Consider the following 21,426-nt stretch of genomic DNA (forward strand, 5'->3'; position numbering starts at 1 on the left):
GCGGGCTCTCCTTAATATATGGTGCTGAAATCCGGTTCAGAGTAGCATGTTTATAACTTATGATTCCTTACCATTTGGAGTTTTCTCATGCCGCCTCGCCGCTACAATCCGGAGCATCGTCGTGACGCGCTGCTGGAACGAATTAACCTCGATATCCCTGCCGCTGTAGCCCATGCGCTACGTGAAGATTTAGGCGGCGAAGTGAATGCCGCGAATGACATCACCGCTCAACTGTTACCAGAAGACACGCGCTCTCACGCAGTGGTGATCACCCGTGAAGCGGGCGTATTTTGTGGCAAGCGCTGGGTCGAAGAAGTGTTTATTCAGCTTGCCGGAGATGATGTCAGCATCAACTGGCATGTGGACGATGGCGACTTGCTGGTCGAAAACCAGCCTTTATTTGAACTTAATGGCCCGTCACGCGTGCTGTTAACCGGCGAGCGCACCGCGCTGAATTTCGTGCAAACACTTTCCGGCGTGGCAAGCGTGGTGCGTCGTTATGTGAATTTACTCGACGGCACCAAAACCCAACTGCTCGACACCCGTAAAACCTTACCGGGCCTGCGTACTGCACTGAAATACGCGGTGCTGTGCGGCGGTGGCGCTAATCATCGCCTGGGGTTATCCGATGCGTTCCTGATTAAAGAAAACCACATTATTGCCTCTGGCTCAGTACGTCAGGCGGTGGAAAAAGCCTTCTGGCTGCATCCGGATGTGCCGGTTGAAGTTGAAGTGGAAAACATGGAAGAGCTGGAGGCCGCGTTGAAAGCCGGGGCTGATATCATCATGCTCGATAACTTCGAAACGGACCAAATGCGCGAAGCGGTGAAGAGAACCAACGGTCAGGCGCAACTTGAAGTGTCCGGCAACGTGACGTTCGACACCATTCGTGAATTTGCTGAAACCGGCGTGGACTATATCTCGGTGGGCGCGCTAACTAAGCACGTACAGGCACTCGATTTGTCGATGCGCTTTAAATAAAGCGTTCTCTGCGAAGGCGATTTACGATCGCCTTCGCAGCTTTTCGCAAGCCCACTGCAAACCGTAAAATATTTCAGAAGCACCCTTCCCGTTTTCATTTTTGCCCTTCGCAATCTCCAACGCTAGTTGCCAAAGTGCTCCCGTCAAACAAGGAGCCATTCATGGACAAACAGCAAGGATTCACCTTAATAGAACTGATGGTTGTGATCGGCATTATTGCCATTCTGAGCGCCATCGGCATTCCGGCTTACCAAAATTACCTGCGCAAAGCGGCACTCACCGACATGCTGCAAACGTTTATGCCCTACCGCACCGCGATTGAACTCTGCGCGCTCGATCATGGCGGGATCACGCCCTGTGATGGTGGCAGCAACGGTATCCCCGCCCCGACCACCAGCCGTTATGTTTCAGGAATGGAAGTTGTCCAGGGCACCGTGACGCTAACAGGCCAGGAAAGCCTTAACGGACTCAGCGTTACGTTGAAACCCGCCTGGGACAACACCAATGGCATCACGGGCTGGCAACGCACCTGCAATATCGCCAGCGATAGCGCGTTGAAACAGGCGTGCGAAGACGTGTTCCGTTTCGACGCTTCCTGAGGGCAAAAAGATGAAACACGATAAACTTCTCAGCCTGTGTCAGCGGCACCGTGCGGTGCTGCTCAGCAGCGACGAGCGGGTGTTGAATATCGCAGTGGTCGGCCCACCGCCTGCCGAATTAATGGATTCGCTGCGGTTCGCTACGCAAAAACGCATTGATATTGAGTGCTGGGATCAGTCCAGGATGGATCAGCATCTGCACACTTCGCAAGATTCGCATCTGCCCGCCGCGCGTGATGACAACGCCAACGTTGTGGAACTGCTGAACCAGACGTTCCAGCAGGCGCTACAACAACGAGCCTCCGATATTCACGTTGAACCCGGGGAAGAAGTGCTACGTGTGCGGTTGCGGGTCGATGGCGTGCTTCACCCATTGCCCGATTTCTCTCCTACGCTCAGTGCGCCGCTGATCGCCCGGCTTAAAGTCTTAGGTAATCTGGATATCGCCGAGCGGCGACTGCCGCAGGATGGACAATTTAGCGTCGACATCAACGGACGCACGGTCTCTTTTCGCATCGCGACACTTCCCTGCCGAGGAGGAGAAAAAGTCGTCCTTCGCCTTCTGCATCAGGTGAAACAGGCGCTGGATATCAACGTGCTGGGCATGAATCAGGCGCAGCTCCAGGCATTTCGTCAGTCGATAAACCAACCGCAGGGGCTGATGCTGGTCACCGGCCCGACCGGCAGCGGCAAAACCGTCACTTTATACAGCGCGCTACAGGAACGGAATAAACCGGAGATCAATTTGTGCAGCGTCGAAGATCCGGTGGAGATCCCTCTCGATGGCATCAACCAGACGCAAATCAATACTCGTGCGGGGCTGACGTTTCAGAACGTGTTAAGAGCGTTATTGCGCCAGGATCCAGACGTGGTAATGGTCGGGGAGATTCGCGATGCGGAAACCGCCGAAATCGCTATCAAAGCCGCGCAGACAGGCCATCTAGTGTTATCCACGCTGCATACCAATTCCACCAGCGAAACGTTGACCAGGCTGCAACAAATGGGCGTGGCACGCTGGATGATCTCCTCCGCGCTATTGCTGGTGATTGCGCAACGGCTGGTGCGGCGATTATGCCCGCACTGCCGAACGCCGGAAGGACAGTACAGCGAGTTCCCCCCATCGTTATGGCCCCGCGCATTACCACGCTGGAAGAGCAAAGGCTGCGAGCGCTGCTATCGTGGCTATCATGGCCGGGTGGCCTTGTTCGAAGTCCTGACGGTTACCCAACCGTTAAAGCAAGCCATCATCAACGGTGCCAGCCCGGAAGCACTGGAACGACTGTCACGTGATTCCGGCATGATGACTCTTTTCGAACACGGTTGCGAAGCCGTGGAACAGGGACAAACCACGGTTGAAGAGTTGCTGCGGGTATTGGGAATGCCACATGGCGACTAAACAACTCTGGTATTGGCGCGGATTGTCAGAACAAGGTGAGGCACGACAGGGCTGTGTGTGGGCAGAAAATAAAATGGTGGCGATGGAATCTGCCCAACGTGATGGCATTCACCCGCTGGAATTAACGCGCAAGGCGATTCGAAAATCACAATGGCAATCGCAATATGCCAGCGAACTTATGCAGCAGCTAGCCACACTGTTACAAGCGGGCTTGACGCTTTCGGAGAGTTTACTGCTGTTGGCGGAACAACATCCCATCGCGCAATGGCAAGCCCTGATGCAGGATCTCGCCGGGCAGCTTGCCCAAGGGCAGTCGCTTTCTGTCGCCATGCAACAATGGCCGGAAGCATTTTCTCCGCTCTATCACGCCATGATTCAGGCCGGAGAAATGACGGGCAAGCTGGACTACTGTTGCGCACACCTCGCTCGTCAACAAGAGGAGCAGCAGAAGCTGGCTCAAAAAGTGAAAAAAGCGCTACGCTACCCGCTGATCATTTTGTTGCTCGCGCTATTAGTGGTCATTGGTATGAGTGGTTTCGTGCTGCCGGAATTCGCCGCCATCTACCGCACATTTAACACGCCGCTTCCCATGCTGACCCAGGCGGTAATGGCTATGTCCAGTGCGGTACAGCAAGGGCTACCGTTGATTATTGCACTCGCATTCCTGCCCTTTTTACTGCGCCCTATCTTGCGACGAAGTCCACGCTGGCAAATGATCCGTCCACGGTTATTACTAAGATTTCCAGTGGTTTCCGGGTTGATTCGCGGGCAAATGCTCAGTCAAATTTATACCGTTCTTGCGCTCACGCAGAACGCAGGGATCCCCTTTTTGCAGGGGCTTGAAAGCGTGGAAAAGACGCTGAGTTGCCCTTGGTGGCGTAGTGTCATCCAGCAGACAAGCGAATCCATCGCTCAGGGAAGCGCAATCTGGCAGGCAATGGAGAAGCAAACTGTCTTTACCCCACTGTGTAAGCAACTCATCAGAACGGGAGAAGTGTCTGGCTCACTCGATAAAATGTTGGGGAATCTGGCGCATTATCACAGTGAGCAAACGCATCAGCAGGCGGATAACCTGGCGACACTGCTGGAGCCCGTGATGTTACTGGTGACAGGAGTAATTATCGGGACGCTGGTGGTGGCGATGTATCTGCCGATATTTCATTTGGGGGATGCAATCAGTGGAGGATAATTGCTGGCGCAGAAACTACGCCAGCGCTTTACGGCATTACAGGCTGTTGAACACGCGGTTCTCTTGTTCCTGCACGCGGATAAAGGTCGTACGTTTAGTCAGTTCTTTCAGACGTGATGCACCCACATAGGTACATGCAGAACGCAGACCACCGAGGATATCGCGAGCGGTATCTTCCACCGGGCCACGTAATTTCAGCTTAACCGTTTTGCCTTCCGCTGCGCGGTATTTGGCAACGCCACCGACGTGACGGTTCATTGCAGACTCGGAACTCATCCCGTAGAACAGCATGAATTTTTCGCCGTCTTCTTCCACTACGGTTCCCCCGCTTTCTTCGTGACCTGCCAGCATACCGCCGAGCATCACGAAATCAGCGCCGCCACCAAAGGCTTTCGCTACGTCACCCGGTGTCGTACAGCCACCGTCACTGACGATCTGACCGCCAAGACCGTGCGCCGCATCAGCACATTCAATCACTGCGGAGAGCTGCGGATAACCAACGCCCGTTTTTACACGTGTGGTGCAAACAGAGCCAGGGCCGATACCGACTTTAACGATGTCAGCGCCCGCGAGGATCAGCTCTTCGCACATTTCGCCCGTAACCACGTTGCCTGCACAGATAGTTTTGCTCGGCCAGGCTTCGCGTGCTTTCGACAAGAACTGCACGAAGTGTTCGGAATAGCCGTTTGCAACATCAATACACACAAAATTCAGCGACGAATGCAGATTCAGAATCTGTTTCGTTTTGTCGAAATCAGCTTCGGAAGTCCCGGTAGAAACCATGACATGCTTCAGGATGTCTTCCGACACGCTCGCGGTAAAAGCTTTCCAGTCTTCAACAGAATAGTGTTTATGAACGGCGGTCAGAATACCAAAGGAGGCCAGTGCTTTTGCCATCGCGAAAGTGCCGACGGTATCCATGTTCGCAGCAATGATAGGTACGCCAGACCAGGTCTTGCCAGAATGCTTAAAGGTGTATTCGCGTTCCAGTTCAACTTCGGAACGGCTTTTGAGGGTAGAGCGTTTAGGGCGGATAAGAACGTCTTTAAAGCCTAACTTCAAATCTTCTTCGATACGCATGTAGGGATTCCTGGGGTTAGAGGCAAAAATGGACTAAGCACAACTCCAGTGACGTTATCATACGCAGTAATCATCCCTTCGCAAGACTGCGATTTTCACTTTTTTTACGCTACAATCGTACAAATTTACCTGGTGGACAGCGATTTTCACGTTGGACACGTTGGTTGCCGTAGGTTCAAAAAATAACCAATTGATTTATAGCGGTTATTCTTCAAAGGATAGGGTGTCATGGGGTATACAGTGGCGTTAACAGGTGGCATCGGTAGCGGAAAAAGCACCGTCGCACAGGCTTTTGCTGACCTGGGAATTAACGTGATTGATGCCGATATTATCGCCCGTCAGGTTGTGGAACCCGGCACGCCAGCATTGCAGGCTATTGTCGACCGCTTTGGCACAGGCATGTGCCTCCCTGACGGTGGTTTGAACCGCCGTCAATTGCGAGAGCGCATTTTCACGCACGCGGCTGAAAAATCATGGCTCAATGCCCTTCTCCACCCATTGATCCAGCAGGAAACACAGCGTCAAATGCAACAGGCTACATCGCCTTATGTCCTGTGGGTTGTTCCGCTGTTGGTAGAGAATCAACTCTGGCAGAAAGCAAATCGGGTGTTAGTGGTGGATGTTTCTGAGGAAACGCAGCTCAAGCGCACGATGCACAGAGATAATGTGTCAGAAGAACATGCAAGACAGATCCTTGCCGCCCAGGTATCACGCGAACAGCGTCTTGCCGTGGCGGATGACATCATTGATAACAACGGCGCACCCGATGCCATTGCATTGGATGTAGCCCGCCTGCACGCCCGCTATCTGAAGCTGGCGCATCAGGCCGATTCACAGGAAAAATTGTAATGCACACCCACGTCCTTTTTGAACATCCCCTGAATGAGAAGATGCGTACCTGGCTTCGCATTGAGTTTCTGGTTCAGCAGCTGAATTGCAACCTGCCGGTCAGGGATCATGCCAGCGCCTTGCATTTTTTTAGAAATATCGGGGACTTACTGGATGTGTTCGAACGGGGTGAAGTTCGCACAGATTTACTGAAAGAGCTGGAACGCCAGCAACGTAAGCTGAAACAGTGGGATGAAGTGCCCGGCGTTGATAAAAGCCGTATTGAAGCCCTTCGCCTTCAGCTAAAAAACAGTAGCAGCATTCTTATGACCGCCCCGCGCGTGGGCCAACTCTTGCGTGAAGACAAATTGGTTGGCCTTGTCCGCCAACGTCTGAGCATTCCGGGCGGTTGCTGTAGCTTCGATCTGCCCTCGCTGCATATGTGGCTGCATGCTCCGCAAACACAGCGCGATACGCAGGTCACCTATTGGCTGGAAAGCCTTGAGCCTGTCATTCAGGCACTGACCCTGCTCCTCGATCTAATCCGCAACTCTGCGCCGTTCCGTAAGCAGACCAGCCTTAATGGCTTCTTCCAGGATAACGGTGAAGACGCTGATCTTTTACGCTTGCAGCTTGAACTTAACGAGCAGCTTTATCCCCAAATCTCCGGCCACAAGAGCCGTTTTGCCATTCGCTTCCTGCCACTGGACAGCGAAAATGGCCTCGTGCCAGAACGCCTGGATTTCGAACTGGCCTGTTGTTAAGGAGACACTATGAGTGACACTATTACCGTCAATTGCCCGACCTGTGGCAAAAGCATTATCTGGGACGAAAAGAGTCCGTTTCGCCCCTTCTGTTGCAAGCGCTGCCAGCTCATTGATTTAGGTGAATGGGCTGATGAAGAGAAGCGCATTCCCAGCTCCGGTGACCTCTCTGAGAGTGACGACTGGAGCGAGGAACAGCTTTAAGCCTCAGCAATCAGTTTGGCGATAACCGGTTCGTTGGCAGGAGGAAACTCTTCTGCCAACAAATCTTTCTGTGCAACCCAGCGCCCCGGCTGCCCCTCTTTACCCCAGGGTTCGCCCTGCCAGCTGTCCACCAGCCAGAACCACAGCGTGATGTGACGATCCGGAAACTGGTATTCCAGCTTATCAAACAGCATCGCCGACTCCGGCAAAATCCCCACTTCTTCGTACAATTCTCGCGCCAGCGCTAATTCAGGGCTTTCGCCTTCTTCTATTTTTCCGCCAGGGAATTCCCACATATTAGCCATGTGCGCATCCGCAGCACGCTGGGTAATAAAAATTTCTCCCGCAGCATTGCGCAGGATCCCGGTAGAAATTTGCAGTTTTTTCATTGTCTTCATTCCATAAAAAAGGCGCTGTCACCAGCGCCTTAGTTTCGCAGATATTGGTATTCAGCTGAGCTTAGCTGATACGACCGTGGCACTGCTTATATTTTTTACCTGAACCGCAAGGGCATGGATCATTACGACCCACTTTGCGATCGCCGGTTTCTGCCGCCAGCGATTCTGCCGCTGCCGTGTCATCAGAGGCATGGCTGAGCTGCTGCATCTGCGCCAGACGTTCAGCTTCTTCACGACGTTGTTCTTCCATCGCTTCAACTTCTTCCGGCATACGCACCTGGACTTTGCACAGCGTGCTGATCACTTCATATTTCAGTGACTCCAGCATCGCGGCGAACATAGAGAACGATTCGCGCTTGTACTCTTGCTTAGGATCTTTCTGCGCATAGCCACGCAGATGGATGCCCTGACGCAGGTAGTCCATCGCTGCCAGATGCTCTTTCCACAGGGAGTCGAGGGTCTGGAGCATGACGCCTTTCTCGAAGTGACGCATCATCTCAACGCCAACCACTTCTTCTTTGCGCTGATAAACTTCGATGCCGCTTGTCAGAATGCGCTCGCGCAGCGTTTCTTCGTGCAACTCTGGCTCTTTATCAAGCCATTCAGCAATCGGCAAATCAAGATCAAAATCGTTTTTCAGGCGTTCTTGCAGGCCTTCGATATCCCACATTTCTTCCAGCGACTGCGGAGGAATGTGTGCATCAATGGTCGCTTTAAACACGTCTTCACGAATGCTGGCGATGGTTTCGCTTACATCGGATACGTCGAGCAGCTCGTTACGCTGGGAGTAAATCGCACGGCGCTGATCGTTAGCCACATCATCATATTCCAGCAGTTGCTTACGAATATCAAAGTTACGGCTTTCAACTTTACGCTGAGCGTTAGCAATCGCTTTGGTGACCCATGGATGCTCAATCGCTTCGCCTGGTTTCATACCCAGTTTACGCATCATGCCAGAGACACGATCCGAGGCGAAAATACGCATCAACGCATCTTCCATCGACAGGTAGAAGCGGGAAGAACCGGCATCACCCTGACGACCTGAACGGCCACGCAACTGGTTATCAATACGACGAGATTCGTGACGCTCAGTACCCACGATATGCAGGCCACCGGCTGCCAGAACGGCATCGTGACGAACCTGCCAGTCGGCTTTGATGTGAGCAATTTGCTCTTCGGTCGGCGCTTCCAGCTGTGCAACTTCTGACTGCCAGCTACCACCGAGCATGATGTCCGTACCACGACCCGCCATGTTGGTGGCGATGGTGACGGTAGACGGATAACCCGCCTGAGCAACAATGTCTGCTTCGCTGGCGTGGAACTTGGCGTTCAGAACGTTGTGCTTAATGCCTGCTTTAGTCAGTTCATGAGAAACCACTTCGGATTTCTCGATAGAGATGGTGCCCACCAGTACCGGTTGGCCCTGGGCAGTACGCTCTCTGATGTCTTCGATGATCGCCTGAATTTTTTCGGCTTCGGTCATATAGACCAGATCCGGCATATCTTTACGGATCATCGGACGGTTAGTTGGCACGACTACGGTATCAAGTTTATAGATGGAGCTAAACTCAAACGCTTCGGTATCCGCAGTACCCGTCATACCCGCCAGTTTTTCATACAGACGGAAGTAGTTCTGGAAGGTGATGGAAGCCAGCGTCTGGTTTTCGTTCTGAATATCCACACCTTCTTTGGCTTCAACAGCCTGGTGCAGACCATCAGACCAGCGACGGCCTTGCATGGTACGGCCAGTGTGCTCATCGACGATGATGACTTCGCCATCTTTTACGATGTAATCAACGTCGCGAGTGAACAGCACGTGCGCGCGCAACGCGGCAGTCACGTGATGCATCAGCATGATGTTGGTTGGGGAGTACAAGGACTCGCCTTCTTCCATGATGCCTTCGCGCACCAGCAGTTCTTCAACCAGTACCAGACCGCGTTCGGTGATGTTCACCTGGCGCGCTTTTTCGTCTACAGAGAAGTGACCTTCACCCTGGAAGGTGTCGGAGTCTTCTTTTTCCTGACGGATCAGATGCGGGATAATTTTGTTCACCTGCTTATACATCTCGGAGCTGTCTTCAGCCGGACCAGAGATGATAAGCGGGGTACGCGCTTCATCGATGAGGATTGAATCCACCTCATCCACCAACGCATAGTGAAGTTTACGCTGCACGCGTTCTTCCGGGCTGAAAGCCATATTATCGCGCAGGTAGTCAAAACCGTATTCGTTGTTGGTGCCGTAGGTGATGTCGGCGGCATACGCTTCGCGCTTAGCGGGAGCAGGCATACCAGACATATTCACTGCCACGCTCATACCGAGGAATTCGAACAGTGGGCGGTTATTTTCAGCATCACGCTGTGCCAGATAGTCGTTGACGGTGACCACGTGAACGCCTTTACCGGACAGGGCGTTGACATAGGCAGGCAGCGTTGCGGTCAGGGTTTTACCTTCACCAGTACGCATTTCCGCGATGCAACGATCGTTCAGCACCATACCGCCGAGCAGCTGTACGTCGAAGTGACGCATGTTGAAGACACGTTTACTTGCTTCGCGTACAACCGCAAACGCTTCAGGAATCAGACTTTCTACTGTCGCGCCTTTCTCCAGACGCGCACGGAATTCTTCGGTTTTGGCTTTCAGTTCGTCATCGGAGAGCTTTTCCAGCTCAGGTTCCATGGCATTGATTTGTACTACGGTTTTGCGCATACGACGCAGTGTACGGTCATTACGGCTACCGAAAACTTTGGTGAGTAAATTAAGCATAGTTAGAATCTCAATCGCCCCGCGATGCGGAGTCTTAGTTATTAGATGAAGTTTTTTTTATTCAGCTAAGGCGTTGAGGTCCGGCACGAATGCCGTGCACCTGGCTTACCCAGGCACTGACAGAAAAAGCGTGATATGAAGGGAATTCAGTTTGCCTGGCGACTGACCGAACAATGACCGGCGGCTGGCTTTCGCGCATCAGCAGAGCGCTGAGCGTATCCAGCAGGGCCAGGTGATGAACTTCGAGTGGAGCAGAGGCTTCCGCCGCGGGCAACGCCTGTGGCGCCATCGCGAAGGAAAGATGACGGATGACCGTGCGAATGGCGTGTTGATGCCAGTAATCGACGGTAAACGTTGGACGACGATTGCTCTCCAGCAGAGCCAAATGCGTGAAGTTGACCTTCGTCGCGGCAGTGTGGCTGCTGGCGGTTTTGGTGGGTGCAGATTCTGCGGCATTAGCAATCGCAGGCAAGCCGAACCCTGCCGCGACCATCCCCAACAGGAGATGCGGCCAGAAGTATCGTCTACCAAACTGTCGCCAACGCGTCAGTATTCCGCTCACTTACCTTTCACCTTGATTGCCAGGCAACCCGTCAAAATGTTTATACATCAGGATAGTACCATTAATGGCTCGCGCCAGCAGCAGGAATGACGGTAAACCGAGAGGAAAAGTGTTTAAGAAAACAGCGTTCGCACGGGTTTGAGGCCGCGAAATGACAAGAAGTGACTAAAGGGAGAGTTATCAGAGGCTAAAAAGAAAAAACGACTGGCTCCCTGGACGGAGAGAGTACCAGGTTACCAGTCGAAATTTACAGAACGGTAAGGCTTAAGCCAGAACCGTTGACGGTGCTTTGAACGCCAGTGGCAATTCAGCTTCGTCTTCGAAGGTTGCGAACTCCCAAGCTTCCTGTTTAGCCAGGACTGCTTGCAGCAGCTTATTATTCAGGGCGTGCCCTGATTTATACGCGGTAAACGCACCGATGATATTATGACCACACATGAAGAGGTCACCGATAGCATCCAGCATTTTGTGGCGTACAAATTCATCTTCGAAGCGCAAACCGTCTTCGTTCAATACGCGATAATCGTCAACAACGATGGCACAATCGAAGCTGCCGCCCAGGCACAGGCCACGGGACTGCAGATATTCGATATCACGCATGAAACCGAAAGTACGTGCACGACTAATCTGACGCATGAATGCATCCGCAGAGAAGTTCATAGCGTAACGCTGGTTGCTGCCGTCAATCGCCGGATGGTTAAAGTCGATGGTGAAATCCAACGTAAAACCATTGTACGGCTTGAATTCAGCCCATTTGTCGCCGTCTTCAACGCGAACTGTTTCTTTAATGCGTACAAATTTCTTCGCACAGTTCAGTTCATCAATCCCTGCGTCGAGCAGCAGATAAACGAACGGGGCAGCGCTACCATCCATGATCGGGATTTCTGGCGCATCGACTTCAATCATGATGTTGTCGATACCCAGCCCGGCCAGGGCGGCGTTTAAGTGCTCAACCGTTGAAATCCGCACGTCATGCTCGTTGACAAGGCAAGTACAGAGCATTGTATCACGCACAGATTTGGCATCTGCCGGAAAATCAACCGGTGGATTCAAGTCGGTGCGACGATAGATGACCCCGGTATTTGCCGGCGCAGGGCGCAACGTCAGTGTGACCTTCTTGCCGGTATGCAAACCGACGCCAGTCGCCTGAACGATACGTTTAAGAGTCCTTTGTTTGATCATCGTATAATCTCGCCAAATTACTTATCCAACCGAAGTGTACTATACATTCGGCAGGCCAGTTTAGCACAAAGAGCGCAGATGCCCAAATTCCAGCTAATTCTTAATCAGCTTGCTTACGCAGGAATGCTGGGATATCCAAATAATCCGGTTCTTTGGTGGTCTGCGGCGTATTGTCGTTAACCACTTTAGCGGCCGGTTTCTGCTCCTGCGTCAACGGCGACATGCCGTGCTGCTGGTAGCGATCCATCACTGGCTGCTGCTGTTGCTTGTTGGTCACCAGGGTAATCTCTGGACGTTTGTCCATACCAATACCAGTAGCAACAACAGTCACACGCAGCTCGTCGTTCATGTCTGGATCCAGGGAAGTACCGATAACCACGGTCGCGTTATCCGATGCAAATGCACGGATGGTGTTACCGACGGTTTCGAACTCATCCAGACGCAGGTCGAAGCCAGCGGTGATGTTAACCAGCACGCCGCGCGCACCAGACAGGTCGATATCTTCCAACAGTGGAGAAGAGATAGCCATTTCAGCCGCTTCTTCTGCACGATCTTCACCGCTTGCCAGGCCAGAGCCCATCATCGCGTAGCCCATTTCGGACATCACGGTGCGCACGTCTGCAAAGTCGACGTTCATCAGACCCGGACGGGTGATCAGTTCAGCGATACCCTGAACGGCGCCTTTCAGCACATCGTTCGCCGCGCCAAAGGCGTCCAGCAGGGAAATGCCACGACCCAGCACTTTCAGCAGCTTGTCGTTAGGAATGGTGATAAGCGAGTCCACATGCTTGGACAGCTCGGAGATACCCTGCTCCGCAAACGCCATACGCTTCTTGCCTTCAAAGTTGAAAGGCTTAGTCACGACAGCAACAGTCAGAATACCTAAATCTTTGGCTACTTCAGCCACAACAGGTGCCGCACCCGTACCCGTACCGCCGCCCATGCCAGCAGCGATAAACACCATGTCAGCGCCTTCCAGGGCTGCACGCAGTGCTTCACGGTCTTCGTCAGCCGCGTTGCGACCCACTTCCGGATTTGCACCAGCACCCAGACCTTTGGTAATACAATTACCAATCTGGATAGTCTGGCCGACAGCTGTTTTACGTAACGCCTGAGCGTCAGTGTTCACTGCGAAGAATTCAACACCCTCAATGCGCTCGCGCACCATGTGTTCGACGGCGTTGCCACCGCCACCACCGACGCCGATGACTTTAATCACCGCGTCGTTGGTCAGTTCCATAGGTTCAAACATAGTTTCTCTCCGTTTTGTGCCTGTCGCCTGAGAGCGCTAATTTTCGACGCTCTCTTAAAAAATTAAAACTCTTTTCGCAGCCAGGTATTAATTCGCTTGATCCACGAACTCACTGCGACACGTTTTTCCACTTCTGCTTCACCACTCAAATGAGACTCTTTTCCGTAGTGCAGCAGACCCACAGCCGTTGAATAGTACGGCTCCTGGGCATAATCCGTCAGTCCGGTGATGTTCAGCGGCGCGCCGATGCGCACCTGCGTATGGAACACGCGTTGGGCGCAGGCCGCCAGGCCTTCAATTTGCGCCGCACCACCGGTCAGAACAATTCCTGCGGCCAAGTGGTGTTTGACACCCTGTTGGCGCAGCTGTTCCTGCAATTGCAAAATCTCTTCGTTCACCAGGTTAAGCAGCTCGGTATAGCGCGGCTCGATAACCTCTGCCAGCGTCTGACGCTGCAGGCTACGCGGTGGACGACCGCCCACACTTGGGACTTCCACGCTTTCGTCTTTTCCTACGACAGAGCCCAGCGCACAGCCATGGCGAACTTTAATCGCTTCGGCGTCACTTGGCGGCGTACCGAAAGCGTAAGCGATATCGCTGGTCACCACATTCCCTGCGTAGGGAATAACTTTGGTATGACGCAGCGCACCGCCAGTATAGACAGCGATATCCATTGTACCACCGCCGACATCAACCACGCAGACGCCCAGCTCACGTTCATCTTCCGTCAATACGGAGTAGCTCGACGCCAGCCCGGCGAAAATAAGTTGATCAACTTTCAGGCCACAACGTTCCACAGCTTTAACAATGTTCTTCGCCATATCGTTGTGGCAGGTGATCAAGTGCACTTTTGCCTGCATACGCACGCCAGACAAGCCCACCGGGTTTTTGATCCCTTCCTGGTAATCAATGGCGTACTCCTGCGGGATCACATGCAGAACACGGTGCTCATCGCGTACGCGAACAGACTTAGCCGTATGCACCACGTTCTCAACGTCTTCCTGCGTCACTTCTTCTTCTGAGATCGGCACCATCCCGATTTCATTCTGACAGCTAATATGCTTGCCTGAAAGCGCCAGATACACTGAAGAAATCTGGCAATCTGCCATCAGTTCCGCCTGGTCGATGGCGCGCTGTACGCATTTCACCACGGATTCCAGGTCGTTCACACCGCCTTTATCCATACCCCGGGATGGGCAACTGCCCACGCCAATGATATTCACCATTCCGTCGGGCAGAACTTCCCCTACCAAAGCGGCTACCTTCGCGGTACCAATTTCCAGTCCTACTACTAGTTTTCTGTCCGTCGCTTTGATCATTGTTGCTCTGCCTGTGCCTGATTTTGTTGTTGAGTTGTATCCACTCCGGGAGCGGGCTGCCAGCCTACTGCCGCGCCTGAGTCATAACGCAAATCAACGTAGCTAATCCGTTTGCCATCGGTCTGCGCCTGCTGCTGTAGAACAGGATAAAGTTCTAAAAAGCGCTCAAGTCGTTTCACTGTATCGCCACGTCCCAGATCCAGCTTAATGTCGTTATTCAACGTCAGCTGCCAGGACCGACGTGCGGTCATCGCCGCGACTTTCAACGTAAACTTCTCTTTCGCCAGCATCTGTCCCATGTCGCGATAACTCTGCAACACTTCGTTCTCGCTGCCTTCCGGGCCATACAACATAGGCAGATTCTGCTTACTGGTACGATCTGCGGGTATGCTAAATGCGTTACCCTCATTGTCGACCATATGCTGATCATTCCACCGTGCAATCGGCACATATTCAACCAGATGAATCTTCAATTCGTCCGGCCACTGCTTACGAACGCTTGCCTGCTTAATCCAGGGCAGACGCTCAATCTGGCTTTGAATGATATTCACGTCCTGAGTCATGAACGTGCCCGGCGGACCGAGCGCCAGTATCGCCTGGCGAATATCATCATTACGCGTGTAGTGCCTTTCCCCGGTGACAACCAGCTTGGATAAAGGCAGGCGCGAAGCGTCTTCCATCCAGCTCAGCACCATCCAGCCGCTCATCAACACGGTGCATAATACCGCGAGCAGGAACACAATCCCTGCAAGACGCGTTCCATTATTTCTGCGTGAAGAAGCGATATCATCCTCTTCTTCTTCACGATTCCGTGTGTTCAGTGCTGCCTGCGACATATCAACCCGCCAGGTCCAAAATACGTACCACCAATTGCGAGAAGCTCATGCCTGCCTGACGTGCCGCCATCGGCACCAGGCTGTGACTGGTCATCCCTGGGGACGTATTCGCCTCCAGCAGATATAACTGACCATCGCTATCCTGCATAACATCAATTCGCCCCCAGCCTGAACAGCCGAGAATGTTCCATGCTTTCAGTACCAGGGCCTTCATTTCGTCTTCATGCGCCGGATCTTCACAACCAGGGCAGAAATACTGCGTCTCGTCAGAGAGATACTTCGCCTCATAATCATAGAAGACTCCAGCGGGTTGGATGCGAACCGACGGTAAAATTTCTTCACCGAGTACGCCTACCGTAAATTCCGGCCCGCTTAACCATTTTTCGATGAGAACTTCTTCATCGTGCTGAAAAGCCAGCGTTAGCGCCTCATGAAGTGCAGCACTTTCGTCAACTTTGGACATCCCAACGCTTGAGCCTTCACGACTCGGCTTCACGATTAGCGGTAAACCGAGCGCAGAAATGCGCTGTTGCACGTCCTGAGACAGGCCTTGTGCGAACTGAGTACGCGTTAGCGCAACCCATGGCGCAACAGGCAAGCCCGCGCCCTGCCACAGCAGTTTGCTGCGCAGTTTGTCCATTGAAAGCGCGGATGCCATCACGCCGCTTCCGGTGTAAGGCAAGCCAATCAGGTCCAGTAAACCCTGAAGCGTCCCATCTTCCCCACCCCGACCATGCAGCGCAATAAACGCTTTCTTAAAACCGTCTTTTTTCAGCTGAGTCACATCGGTATCACGCGGATCGATGCCGTGGGCGTCAATGCCTGCCTCACGTAAACCCGCCAATACAGCCGCACCCGAATTCAGCGAAACGTCACGCTCAGCGGACGTGCCTCCAAGGAGGACAGCGATTCTATCAGCCATGACGTTCTTCCTCCTGAGTTTGCGGCTTGAGTTTGATTTCAGCTAAGTTACGCGCGATTTTGCCGATATTTCCCGCACCCTGAATCAAAATCAGGTCATTGCCGGTCAATACAGGCGCCAGCATTTCAGCGACTTTCGCCGGATCTGACACCAAAATAGGGTCTACTTTACCGCGACCACGAATGGTACGGCACAGCGAGCGGCTATCCGCACCCGGAATCGCTGCTTCGCCCGCTGAATAGACTTCCAGCATCAGCAGCGCATCGACTTCCGTCAGCACGTTAGCAAAATCGTCGTACAGGTCACGCGTACGGGTATAACGGTGTGGCTGGAACAGCATGACCAGATTTTTGTCCGGCCAGCCCGCACGTGCAGCTTTAATGGTGGCGTCCACTTCGGTCGGATGGTGACCGTAGTCATCCACCAGCATCGCTGTACCACTTTTACCGTTAACGCCTTCCAGTGGATATTCACCAAGGAAATCAAAGCGACGACCTGTTCCCTGGAAACTTTCCAGCGCACGTTGAATGGCTTCGTCTTCGATGCCTTCTTCAGTCGCCACCGCCACCGATGCCGCTGCATTCAGCGCGTTATGGCGACCCGGTGCGTTCAGCGTGACGTTCAGCGGCGCTTTATCCTGACGAATCAGCGTAAAGTGGCCCTGAGCGCCAATTTGTTTATAGTCTTCAACACGCACGTCAGCGTCTTCGCTGAATCCGTAAGTGGTGATTTGACGACCCACACGTGGCAACAGCTCACGAATAACCGGATCGTCAACACACATCACCGCACGGCCATAAAACGGCAAGTTGTGCAGGAAATTAATGAACGTCTGCTTTAAATTTTCAAAGTCGCCCTGGTAGGTATCCATGTGGTCGGCTTCGATATTGGTGACAATCGCCACCATCGGCTGCAAATGCAGGAATGACGCATCACTCTCATCGGCTTCCGCAATCAGATAACGGCTATGGCCTAAACGTGCGTGTACGCCAGCCGCTTTCACCAGACCGCCGTTGACGAAAGTCGGATCCAGGCCCGCTTCGGCATAAATGCTCGACACCATCGCAGTGGTCGTCGTTTTACCGTGCGTACCAGCGACAGCGATACCATGGCGAAAACGCATCAGCTCAGCCAGCATTTCGGCGCGACGAATAACCGGAATACGCGCTTCGTGGGCCGCAACAATTTCCGGGTTATCCGCAGAAATTGCACTCGACACAACCACGACGCTTGCATCGCGCACATTTTCAGGGCGATGGTTGAAATAGATCGTGGCACCCAGCGCCGTCAGCTGCTGAGTCACCGGGTTCGGCGCAAGATCCGAACCGCTAATCTGATATCCTTCGTTAGCCAACACTTCGGCAATACCGCCCATGCCAGCACCACCGATGCCAACAAAGTGAATGTGCCGGACGCGACGCATCTCGGGCACTATGGAACGCAGTTTTGCCAGTTGTTGTGTATTCATTCTCTCAACGCCATCGACTACTTAAAAATTCGTGCAGCGCAAAAGGCGCTGCGATGATTAAGCCTGGGCTGCCAGGCTTACTGCTTTAGCGACCCGCTCGGTCGCATCTGGAATAGCGGCGGCTCGTGCGCGCTCAGCCATGTCCAGCAATGTCTTTCTGTCCCAGCCTTCAAGGGTGCTGGCAACGGCATCCGCGGTAAATTGCGGTTGCTCAAAAATCTTCGCAGCGCCGGCTTTCTCCAACGGCAACGCATTCCAGTACTGCTGTCGGTCTTTATGCTGGAACGGCACGAAAATCGCGGGCAAACCGGCGGCGGCGATTTCGCTCACCGTCAATGCGCCAGAACGACAAACCACCACGTCGGCCCAGGCATAGGCGGCAGCCATATCGTCGATAAATTCGGTGACCTTGTGCTGCGGCTGACCGGCCTCAGCATAAGCCTGCTCCACGGTCTGCTGCGCACCCTTGCCACTCTGGTGCCAGATAGTTACGCGTTCGCCCAGTTGCGCCGCAACCTGCGGCAACGTGAGGTTAAGAACGCGTGCGCCCTGAGAGCCACCGACAACCAACACGCGAATTTCGCCTTCACGCCCGCTGAGGCGCTGTTCCGGCAAAGGCAGCGCCAGCACATCGGTACGCACCGGGTTTCCCACAACTTCTGCTTTCGGGAAGGCGCCAGGAAATGCCTGCATGACGGTCGTCGCGATTTTTGCCAGCCATTTGTTGGTCAGCCCGGCAATTCCGTTCTGCTCATGCAGCACCACAGGAATACCCAGCGACCAGGCAGCCAGACCACCAGGGCCAGACACATAACCGCCCATGCCCAGCACCACATCTGGCTGAAAACGCTGCATAATTGCGCGTGCCTGACGCCAGGCGGTGAAGATACGTATCGGCGCAAATAGCATTGCCTTGAGGCCTTTTCCACGCAGACCTGAAATCTGAATGAAATCGATGTCGATGCCGTGCTTCGGTACTAAGTCTGCTTCCATTCGATCGGCGGTACCGAGCCAGCGAACCTGCCAGCCCTGTTCCATCAGATGGTGAGCCACAGCCAGCCCCGGGAATACATGCCCGCCGGTTCCACCTGCCATCACCATCAACCGCTTAGCCTGACCGCTCATCGAACACCTCGAGTAAACGCCTGCGCTTTTTCCAGACGCGTTTCATAATCAATTCGTAACAAGAACATAATGGCCGTCGACATAATAAGCAGACTGGAACCACCATAACTGATAAGCGGCAGTGTCAGGCCTTTGGTCGGCAGCATACCCGCCGCCGCACCAACGTTAACCAGCGCCTGGAAACTGAACCACACACCAATCGAACAGGCCAGAAAACCGGAGAAACGCTGGTCCAGCTCCAGTGCTTTTCGGCCAATAGACATGGCGCGGAAAGCGACGAAGAATACCATTAAAAGCGCCAGTACCACACCGATATACCCCAACTCCTCACCGATGATGGCGAAGATGAAGTCGGTGTGTGCCTCCGGTAAATACTCCAGTTTCTGCACCGAGTTACCGAGGCCCTGCCCCCACATTTCACCGCGACCGAAGGCCATCAGGGACTGTGTCAACTGATAGCCGCTGCCGAATGGATCTTCCCACGGGTTCCAGAAAGAGGTCACACGGCGGATACGGTAAGGTTCTGCGAGGATCAGCAGAACCACCGCTGAGATCCCCATGCCGATAATGGCGATAAATTGCCACAGCTTCGCACCCGCGAGGAACAACATCGCCAGCGTGGTCACGAACAGCACCACCACCGTACCGAGGTCAGGCTGCGCCAGTAAAAGAATCGCCAGCACAAAAATCACGCCCATCGGTTTTAGGAAGCCGCGCAGGTTATTTCGAACCTCGTCCCCTTTACGCACCAGATAGTTAGCGATATAGCAAAACAGCGACAGCTTGGTAAATTCAGCAGGCTGAATACGCAGCGGACCAAAAGCAATCCAGCGTGATGCACCGTTAACCGAACTCCCCACAACCAGTACAATCAGCAGCATGGCGATTGCGGTAATCAACATCGCAGTGCTGTGCCGCTGCCAGAATGCCATCGGCAAACGCAGCGTGACCAAACCCAGACAGAAAGCCAGCACGATGTACAAACCATCACGCTTGGCGAACAGAAACGGATCGTTTGCCAGACGCTGACCAACCGGCATTGATGCCGACGTCACCATGATAAAACCTACCGCTGCTAGGCCGAGTGTCAGCCATAACAGCATGCGATCGTACATGACCAGGCTGTCGGTATCTTTCTGCCGGGAGCCCATCACCCAGCCCTTTAACGCCGTAAACAGCCAGACAAAAACGCCAGATCCCGGCATGCGAGGCATTCTCAGGCTAGGGAGAGAGAAACGCATTAGCCAAGCTCCTTCGCCAGGCGGGTAAAGAGATCCCCGCGCTGTTCAAAATTCTTAAACTGATCGAGGCTGGCACAAGCCGGTGAAAGCAGCACCATATCGCCTTGTTGCAACTGCGGCGCAATCTGGCGCATCGCTTCTTCCATCGTTTCGGTGCGAACGGCCACATCAGGGCGAAGACTCGCCAGCGCATCGCCGTCACGGCCAAAGCACCACAGGCGAACGTTATCGCCTTTCAGCCAGGTTTTGAGCGGCGTGAAATCCGCAGATTTCCCGTCGCCACCCAGCAGTAAATGCAACGTGCCATCAACGTGTAAGCCATTCAGCGCCGCTTCGGTACTGCCGACGTTGGTCGCTTTCGAGTCGTTGATCCAACGCACGCCATTATGTTCCAGCGCCAACTGGAAACGGTGCGCCAGACCGGTAAAGGTGGTCAGCGCTTTCAGACTGCTGGCCCGTGGTAACCCGGCTGCGTCAGCCAGAGCTAGCGCCGCCAGCGCATTGCTATAGTTGTGCTGGCCGGTGAGTTTCATTTCGCGCACGTTGAGGACTTTCTCGCCCTTCACGCGCAACCAGGTTTCACCTTGCTGGCGATTCAGGTGATAGTCACCCATGTTGACGCCAAAGCTGACGCAGCGCTCATCAGCGCCACGAACCGGCATGGTCAGCGCATCATCAGCGTTCACCACACAGGTTTTTGCATTTTCATATACACGCAGTTTGGCGGCGCGATACTGCTGCAGACCAAACGGATAGCGATCCATATGATCTTCAGTCACGTTGAGGATCGTCGCCGCAACCGCTTCAAGGCTGGTGGTCGTTTCCAGTTGGAAACTGGAGAGTTCAAGTACATACAACTCGCGTGACACATCCAACAGCATCAGTGCTGGCAGGCCAATATTGCCGCCCACGCCCACGTTCACGCCTGCGGCTTTCGCCATTTCGCCAACCAGCGTCGTCACCGTGCTTTTGCCGTTCGAACCGGTAATCGCAATGATCGGTGCCTGCGCTTCACGGCAGAACAGTTCGATATCGCCGACAATTTCCACGCCTGCATCCGCAGCGGCGCTTAATGAAGGGTGAGCCAGCGCCATACCAGGACTGGCGACAATTAAATCTGCCGCTAACAGCCAGTCATCATTCAGACCACCGACAAAACGTTCCACTTCTTCCGGCAGCTTATCCAGCCCCGGAGGCGTTGCGCGGGTATCCATCACCCGAGGCGTCACACCCTGCGCGAGGAAAAAATCCACGCAGGAAAGCCCGGTCATTCCCAGACCGATGATGACAACGTTTTTATCCTGGTAATCAGCCAT

Annotated in this window: 20 protein-coding genes; 7 read left to right on the plus strand and 13 right to left on the minus strand. The window is 53.7% G+C overall.

Going from position 1 to position 21,426, the window contains the following annotated elements:
- Nucleotides 1–87 precede the first annotated feature (87 nt).
- The 4 genes from nadC (at nt 88) to hofC (ending at nt 4,165) form a co-directional block, all read left to right on the plus strand.
- A complete protein-coding gene (gene nadC, locus VH187_RS02640; RefSeq protein ID WP_329699928.1) occupies nt 88–981 on the plus strand; it encodes a carboxylating nicotinate-nucleotide diphosphorylase in 894 nt (297 codons plus the stop codon).
- A gap of 161 nt (nt 982–1,142) precedes the next feature.
- The gene (gene ppdD / locus VH187_RS02645) at nt 1,143–1,580 is read left to right on the plus strand and encodes a prepilin peptidase-dependent pilin (RefSeq protein WP_329699929.1); all 438 of its coding nucleotides are present in this window, start codon (nt 1,143–1,145) and stop codon (nt 1,578–1,580) included.
- A 10-nt stretch (nt 1,581–1,590) separates the two neighbouring features.
- Nucleotides 1,591–2,976: a type II secretion system protein GspE gene (gspE, locus tag VH187_RS02650; RefSeq protein WP_329699930.1), complete on the plus strand. Its 1,386-nt coding sequence runs from the start codon at nt 1,591–1,593 to the stop codon at nt 2,974–2,976.
- Complete coding sequence (gene hofC, locus VH187_RS02655; protein WP_329699931.1) at nt 2,966–4,165, plus strand: protein transport protein HofC; 1,200 nt, start codon at nt 2,966–2,968, stop codon at nt 4,163–4,165. The genes gspE and hofC overlap by 11 nt, the downstream gene beginning before the upstream one ends.
- Nucleotides 4,166–4,201: 36 nt before the next feature.
- Here hofC and VH187_RS02660 read toward each other — a convergent pair whose 3' ends face one another.
- Nucleotides 4,202–5,245 carry a GMP reductase gene (locus VH187_RS02660; protein WP_329699932.1) on the minus strand — a complete coding sequence of 348 codons (1,044 nt, stop codon included), beginning with the start codon at nt 5,243–5,245 and terminating at the stop codon, nt 4,202–4,204.
- 228 nt (nt 5,246–5,473) lie between these two features.
- On the opposite strand from VH187_RS02660, the gene coaE reads away from it, so the two are divergent.
- From coaE to yacG, 3 genes are read left to right on the plus strand one after another with little or no spacing between them, the layout of a single operon-like run.
- The gene (coaE, locus tag VH187_RS02665) at nt 5,474–6,094 is read left to right on the plus strand and encodes a dephospho-CoA kinase (protein WP_329699933.1); all 621 of its coding nucleotides are present in this window, start codon (nt 5,474–5,476) and stop codon (nt 6,092–6,094) included.
- Nucleotides 6,094–6,837 carry a cell division protein ZapD gene (zapD, locus tag VH187_RS02670; protein WP_329699934.1) on the plus strand — a complete coding sequence of 248 codons (744 nt, stop codon included), beginning with the start codon at nt 6,094–6,096 and terminating at the stop codon, nt 6,835–6,837. Before coaE ends, zapD begins: the two co-directional genes overlap by 1 nt.
- Nucleotides 6,838–6,846: 9 nt before the next feature.
- On the plus strand, nt 6,847–7,041 hold the full coding sequence (gene yacG, locus VH187_RS02675; protein ID WP_329699935.1) for a DNA gyrase inhibitor YacG: 195 nt from the start codon (nt 6,847–6,849) through the stop codon (nt 7,039–7,041).
- On the opposite strand, the gene mutT is transcribed toward yacG, so the two are convergent.
- From mutT to murD, 12 genes are all read right to left on the minus strand, one after another.
- Nucleotides 7,038–7,430, minus strand: a complete 393-nt coding sequence (gene mutT / locus VH187_RS02680; protein WP_329699936.1) for an 8-oxo-dGTP diphosphatase MutT — start codon at nt 7,428–7,430, stop codon at nt 7,038–7,040. The genes yacG and mutT overlap by 4 nt on opposite strands.
- Nucleotides 7,431–7,500: 70 nt before the next feature.
- Nucleotides 7,501–10,203 (minus strand): preprotein translocase subunit SecA, encoded by a 2,703-nt coding sequence (gene secA / locus VH187_RS02685; RefSeq protein ID WP_329699937.1) that lies wholly within the window; start codon nt 10,201–10,203, stop codon nt 7,501–7,503.
- A 61-nt stretch (nt 10,204–10,264) separates the two neighbouring features.
- Nucleotides 10,265–10,765, minus strand: coding sequence for a secA translation cis-regulator SecM (gene secM / locus VH187_RS02690; protein ID WP_329699938.1), 501 nt, complete (start codon nt 10,763–10,765; stop codon nt 10,265–10,267).
- Between the two features lie 264 nt (nt 10,766–11,029).
- Nucleotides 11,030–11,947: a UDP-3-O-acyl-N-acetylglucosamine deacetylase gene (gene lpxC / locus VH187_RS02695; RefSeq protein WP_329699939.1), complete on the minus strand. Its 918-nt coding sequence runs from the start codon at nt 11,945–11,947 to the stop codon at nt 11,030–11,032.
- A gap of 100 nt (nt 11,948–12,047) precedes the next feature.
- A complete protein-coding gene (gene ftsZ / locus VH187_RS02700) occupies nt 12,048–13,199 on the minus strand; it encodes a cell division protein FtsZ (RefSeq protein ID WP_329699940.1) in 1,152 nt (383 codons plus the stop codon).
- Nucleotides 13,200–13,261: 62 nt separating this feature from the next.
- Entirely contained in the window at nt 13,262–14,518 is a 1,257-nt protein-coding gene (gene ftsA / locus VH187_RS02705; protein WP_329699941.1) for a cell division protein FtsA, read from the minus strand.
- On the minus strand, nt 14,515–15,354 hold the full coding sequence (gene ftsQ, locus VH187_RS02710; RefSeq protein ID WP_329699942.1) for a cell division protein FtsQ: 840 nt from the start codon (nt 15,352–15,354) through the stop codon (nt 14,515–14,517). Before ftsQ ends, ftsA begins: the two co-directional genes overlap by 4 nt.
- A gap of 1 nt (nt 15,355) precedes the next feature.
- Complete coding sequence (locus VH187_RS02715; RefSeq protein ID WP_329699943.1) at nt 15,356–16,276, minus strand: D-alanine--D-alanine ligase; 921 nt, start codon at nt 16,274–16,276, stop codon at nt 15,356–15,358.
- Entirely contained in the window at nt 16,269–17,744 is a 1,476-nt protein-coding gene (murC, locus tag VH187_RS02720) for a UDP-N-acetylmuramate--L-alanine ligase (protein ID WP_329699944.1), read from the minus strand. The genes VH187_RS02715 and murC overlap by 8 nt, the downstream gene beginning before the upstream one ends.
- Nucleotides 17,745–17,801: 57 nt before the next feature.
- Nucleotides 17,802–18,869, minus strand: a complete 1,068-nt coding sequence (gene murG / locus VH187_RS02725; RefSeq protein WP_329699945.1) for an undecaprenyldiphospho-muramoylpentapeptide beta-N-acetylglucosaminyltransferase — start codon at nt 18,867–18,869, stop codon at nt 17,802–17,804.
- Complete coding sequence (ftsW, locus tag VH187_RS02730; protein ID WP_329699946.1) at nt 18,866–20,110, minus strand: cell division protein FtsW; 1,245 nt, start codon at nt 20,108–20,110, stop codon at nt 18,866–18,868. The genes murG and ftsW overlap by 4 nt, the downstream gene beginning before the upstream one ends.
- Entirely contained in the window at nt 20,110–21,426 is a 1,317-nt protein-coding gene (gene murD / locus VH187_RS02735) for a UDP-N-acetylmuramoyl-L-alanine--D-glutamate ligase (protein ID WP_329699991.1), read from the minus strand. The genes ftsW and murD overlap by 1 nt, the downstream gene beginning before the upstream one ends.

Source organism: Scandinavium sp. (genome assembly GCF_036271055.1).
Lineage (GTDB): Bacteria > Pseudomonadota > Gammaproteobacteria > Enterobacterales > Enterobacteriaceae > Scandinavium.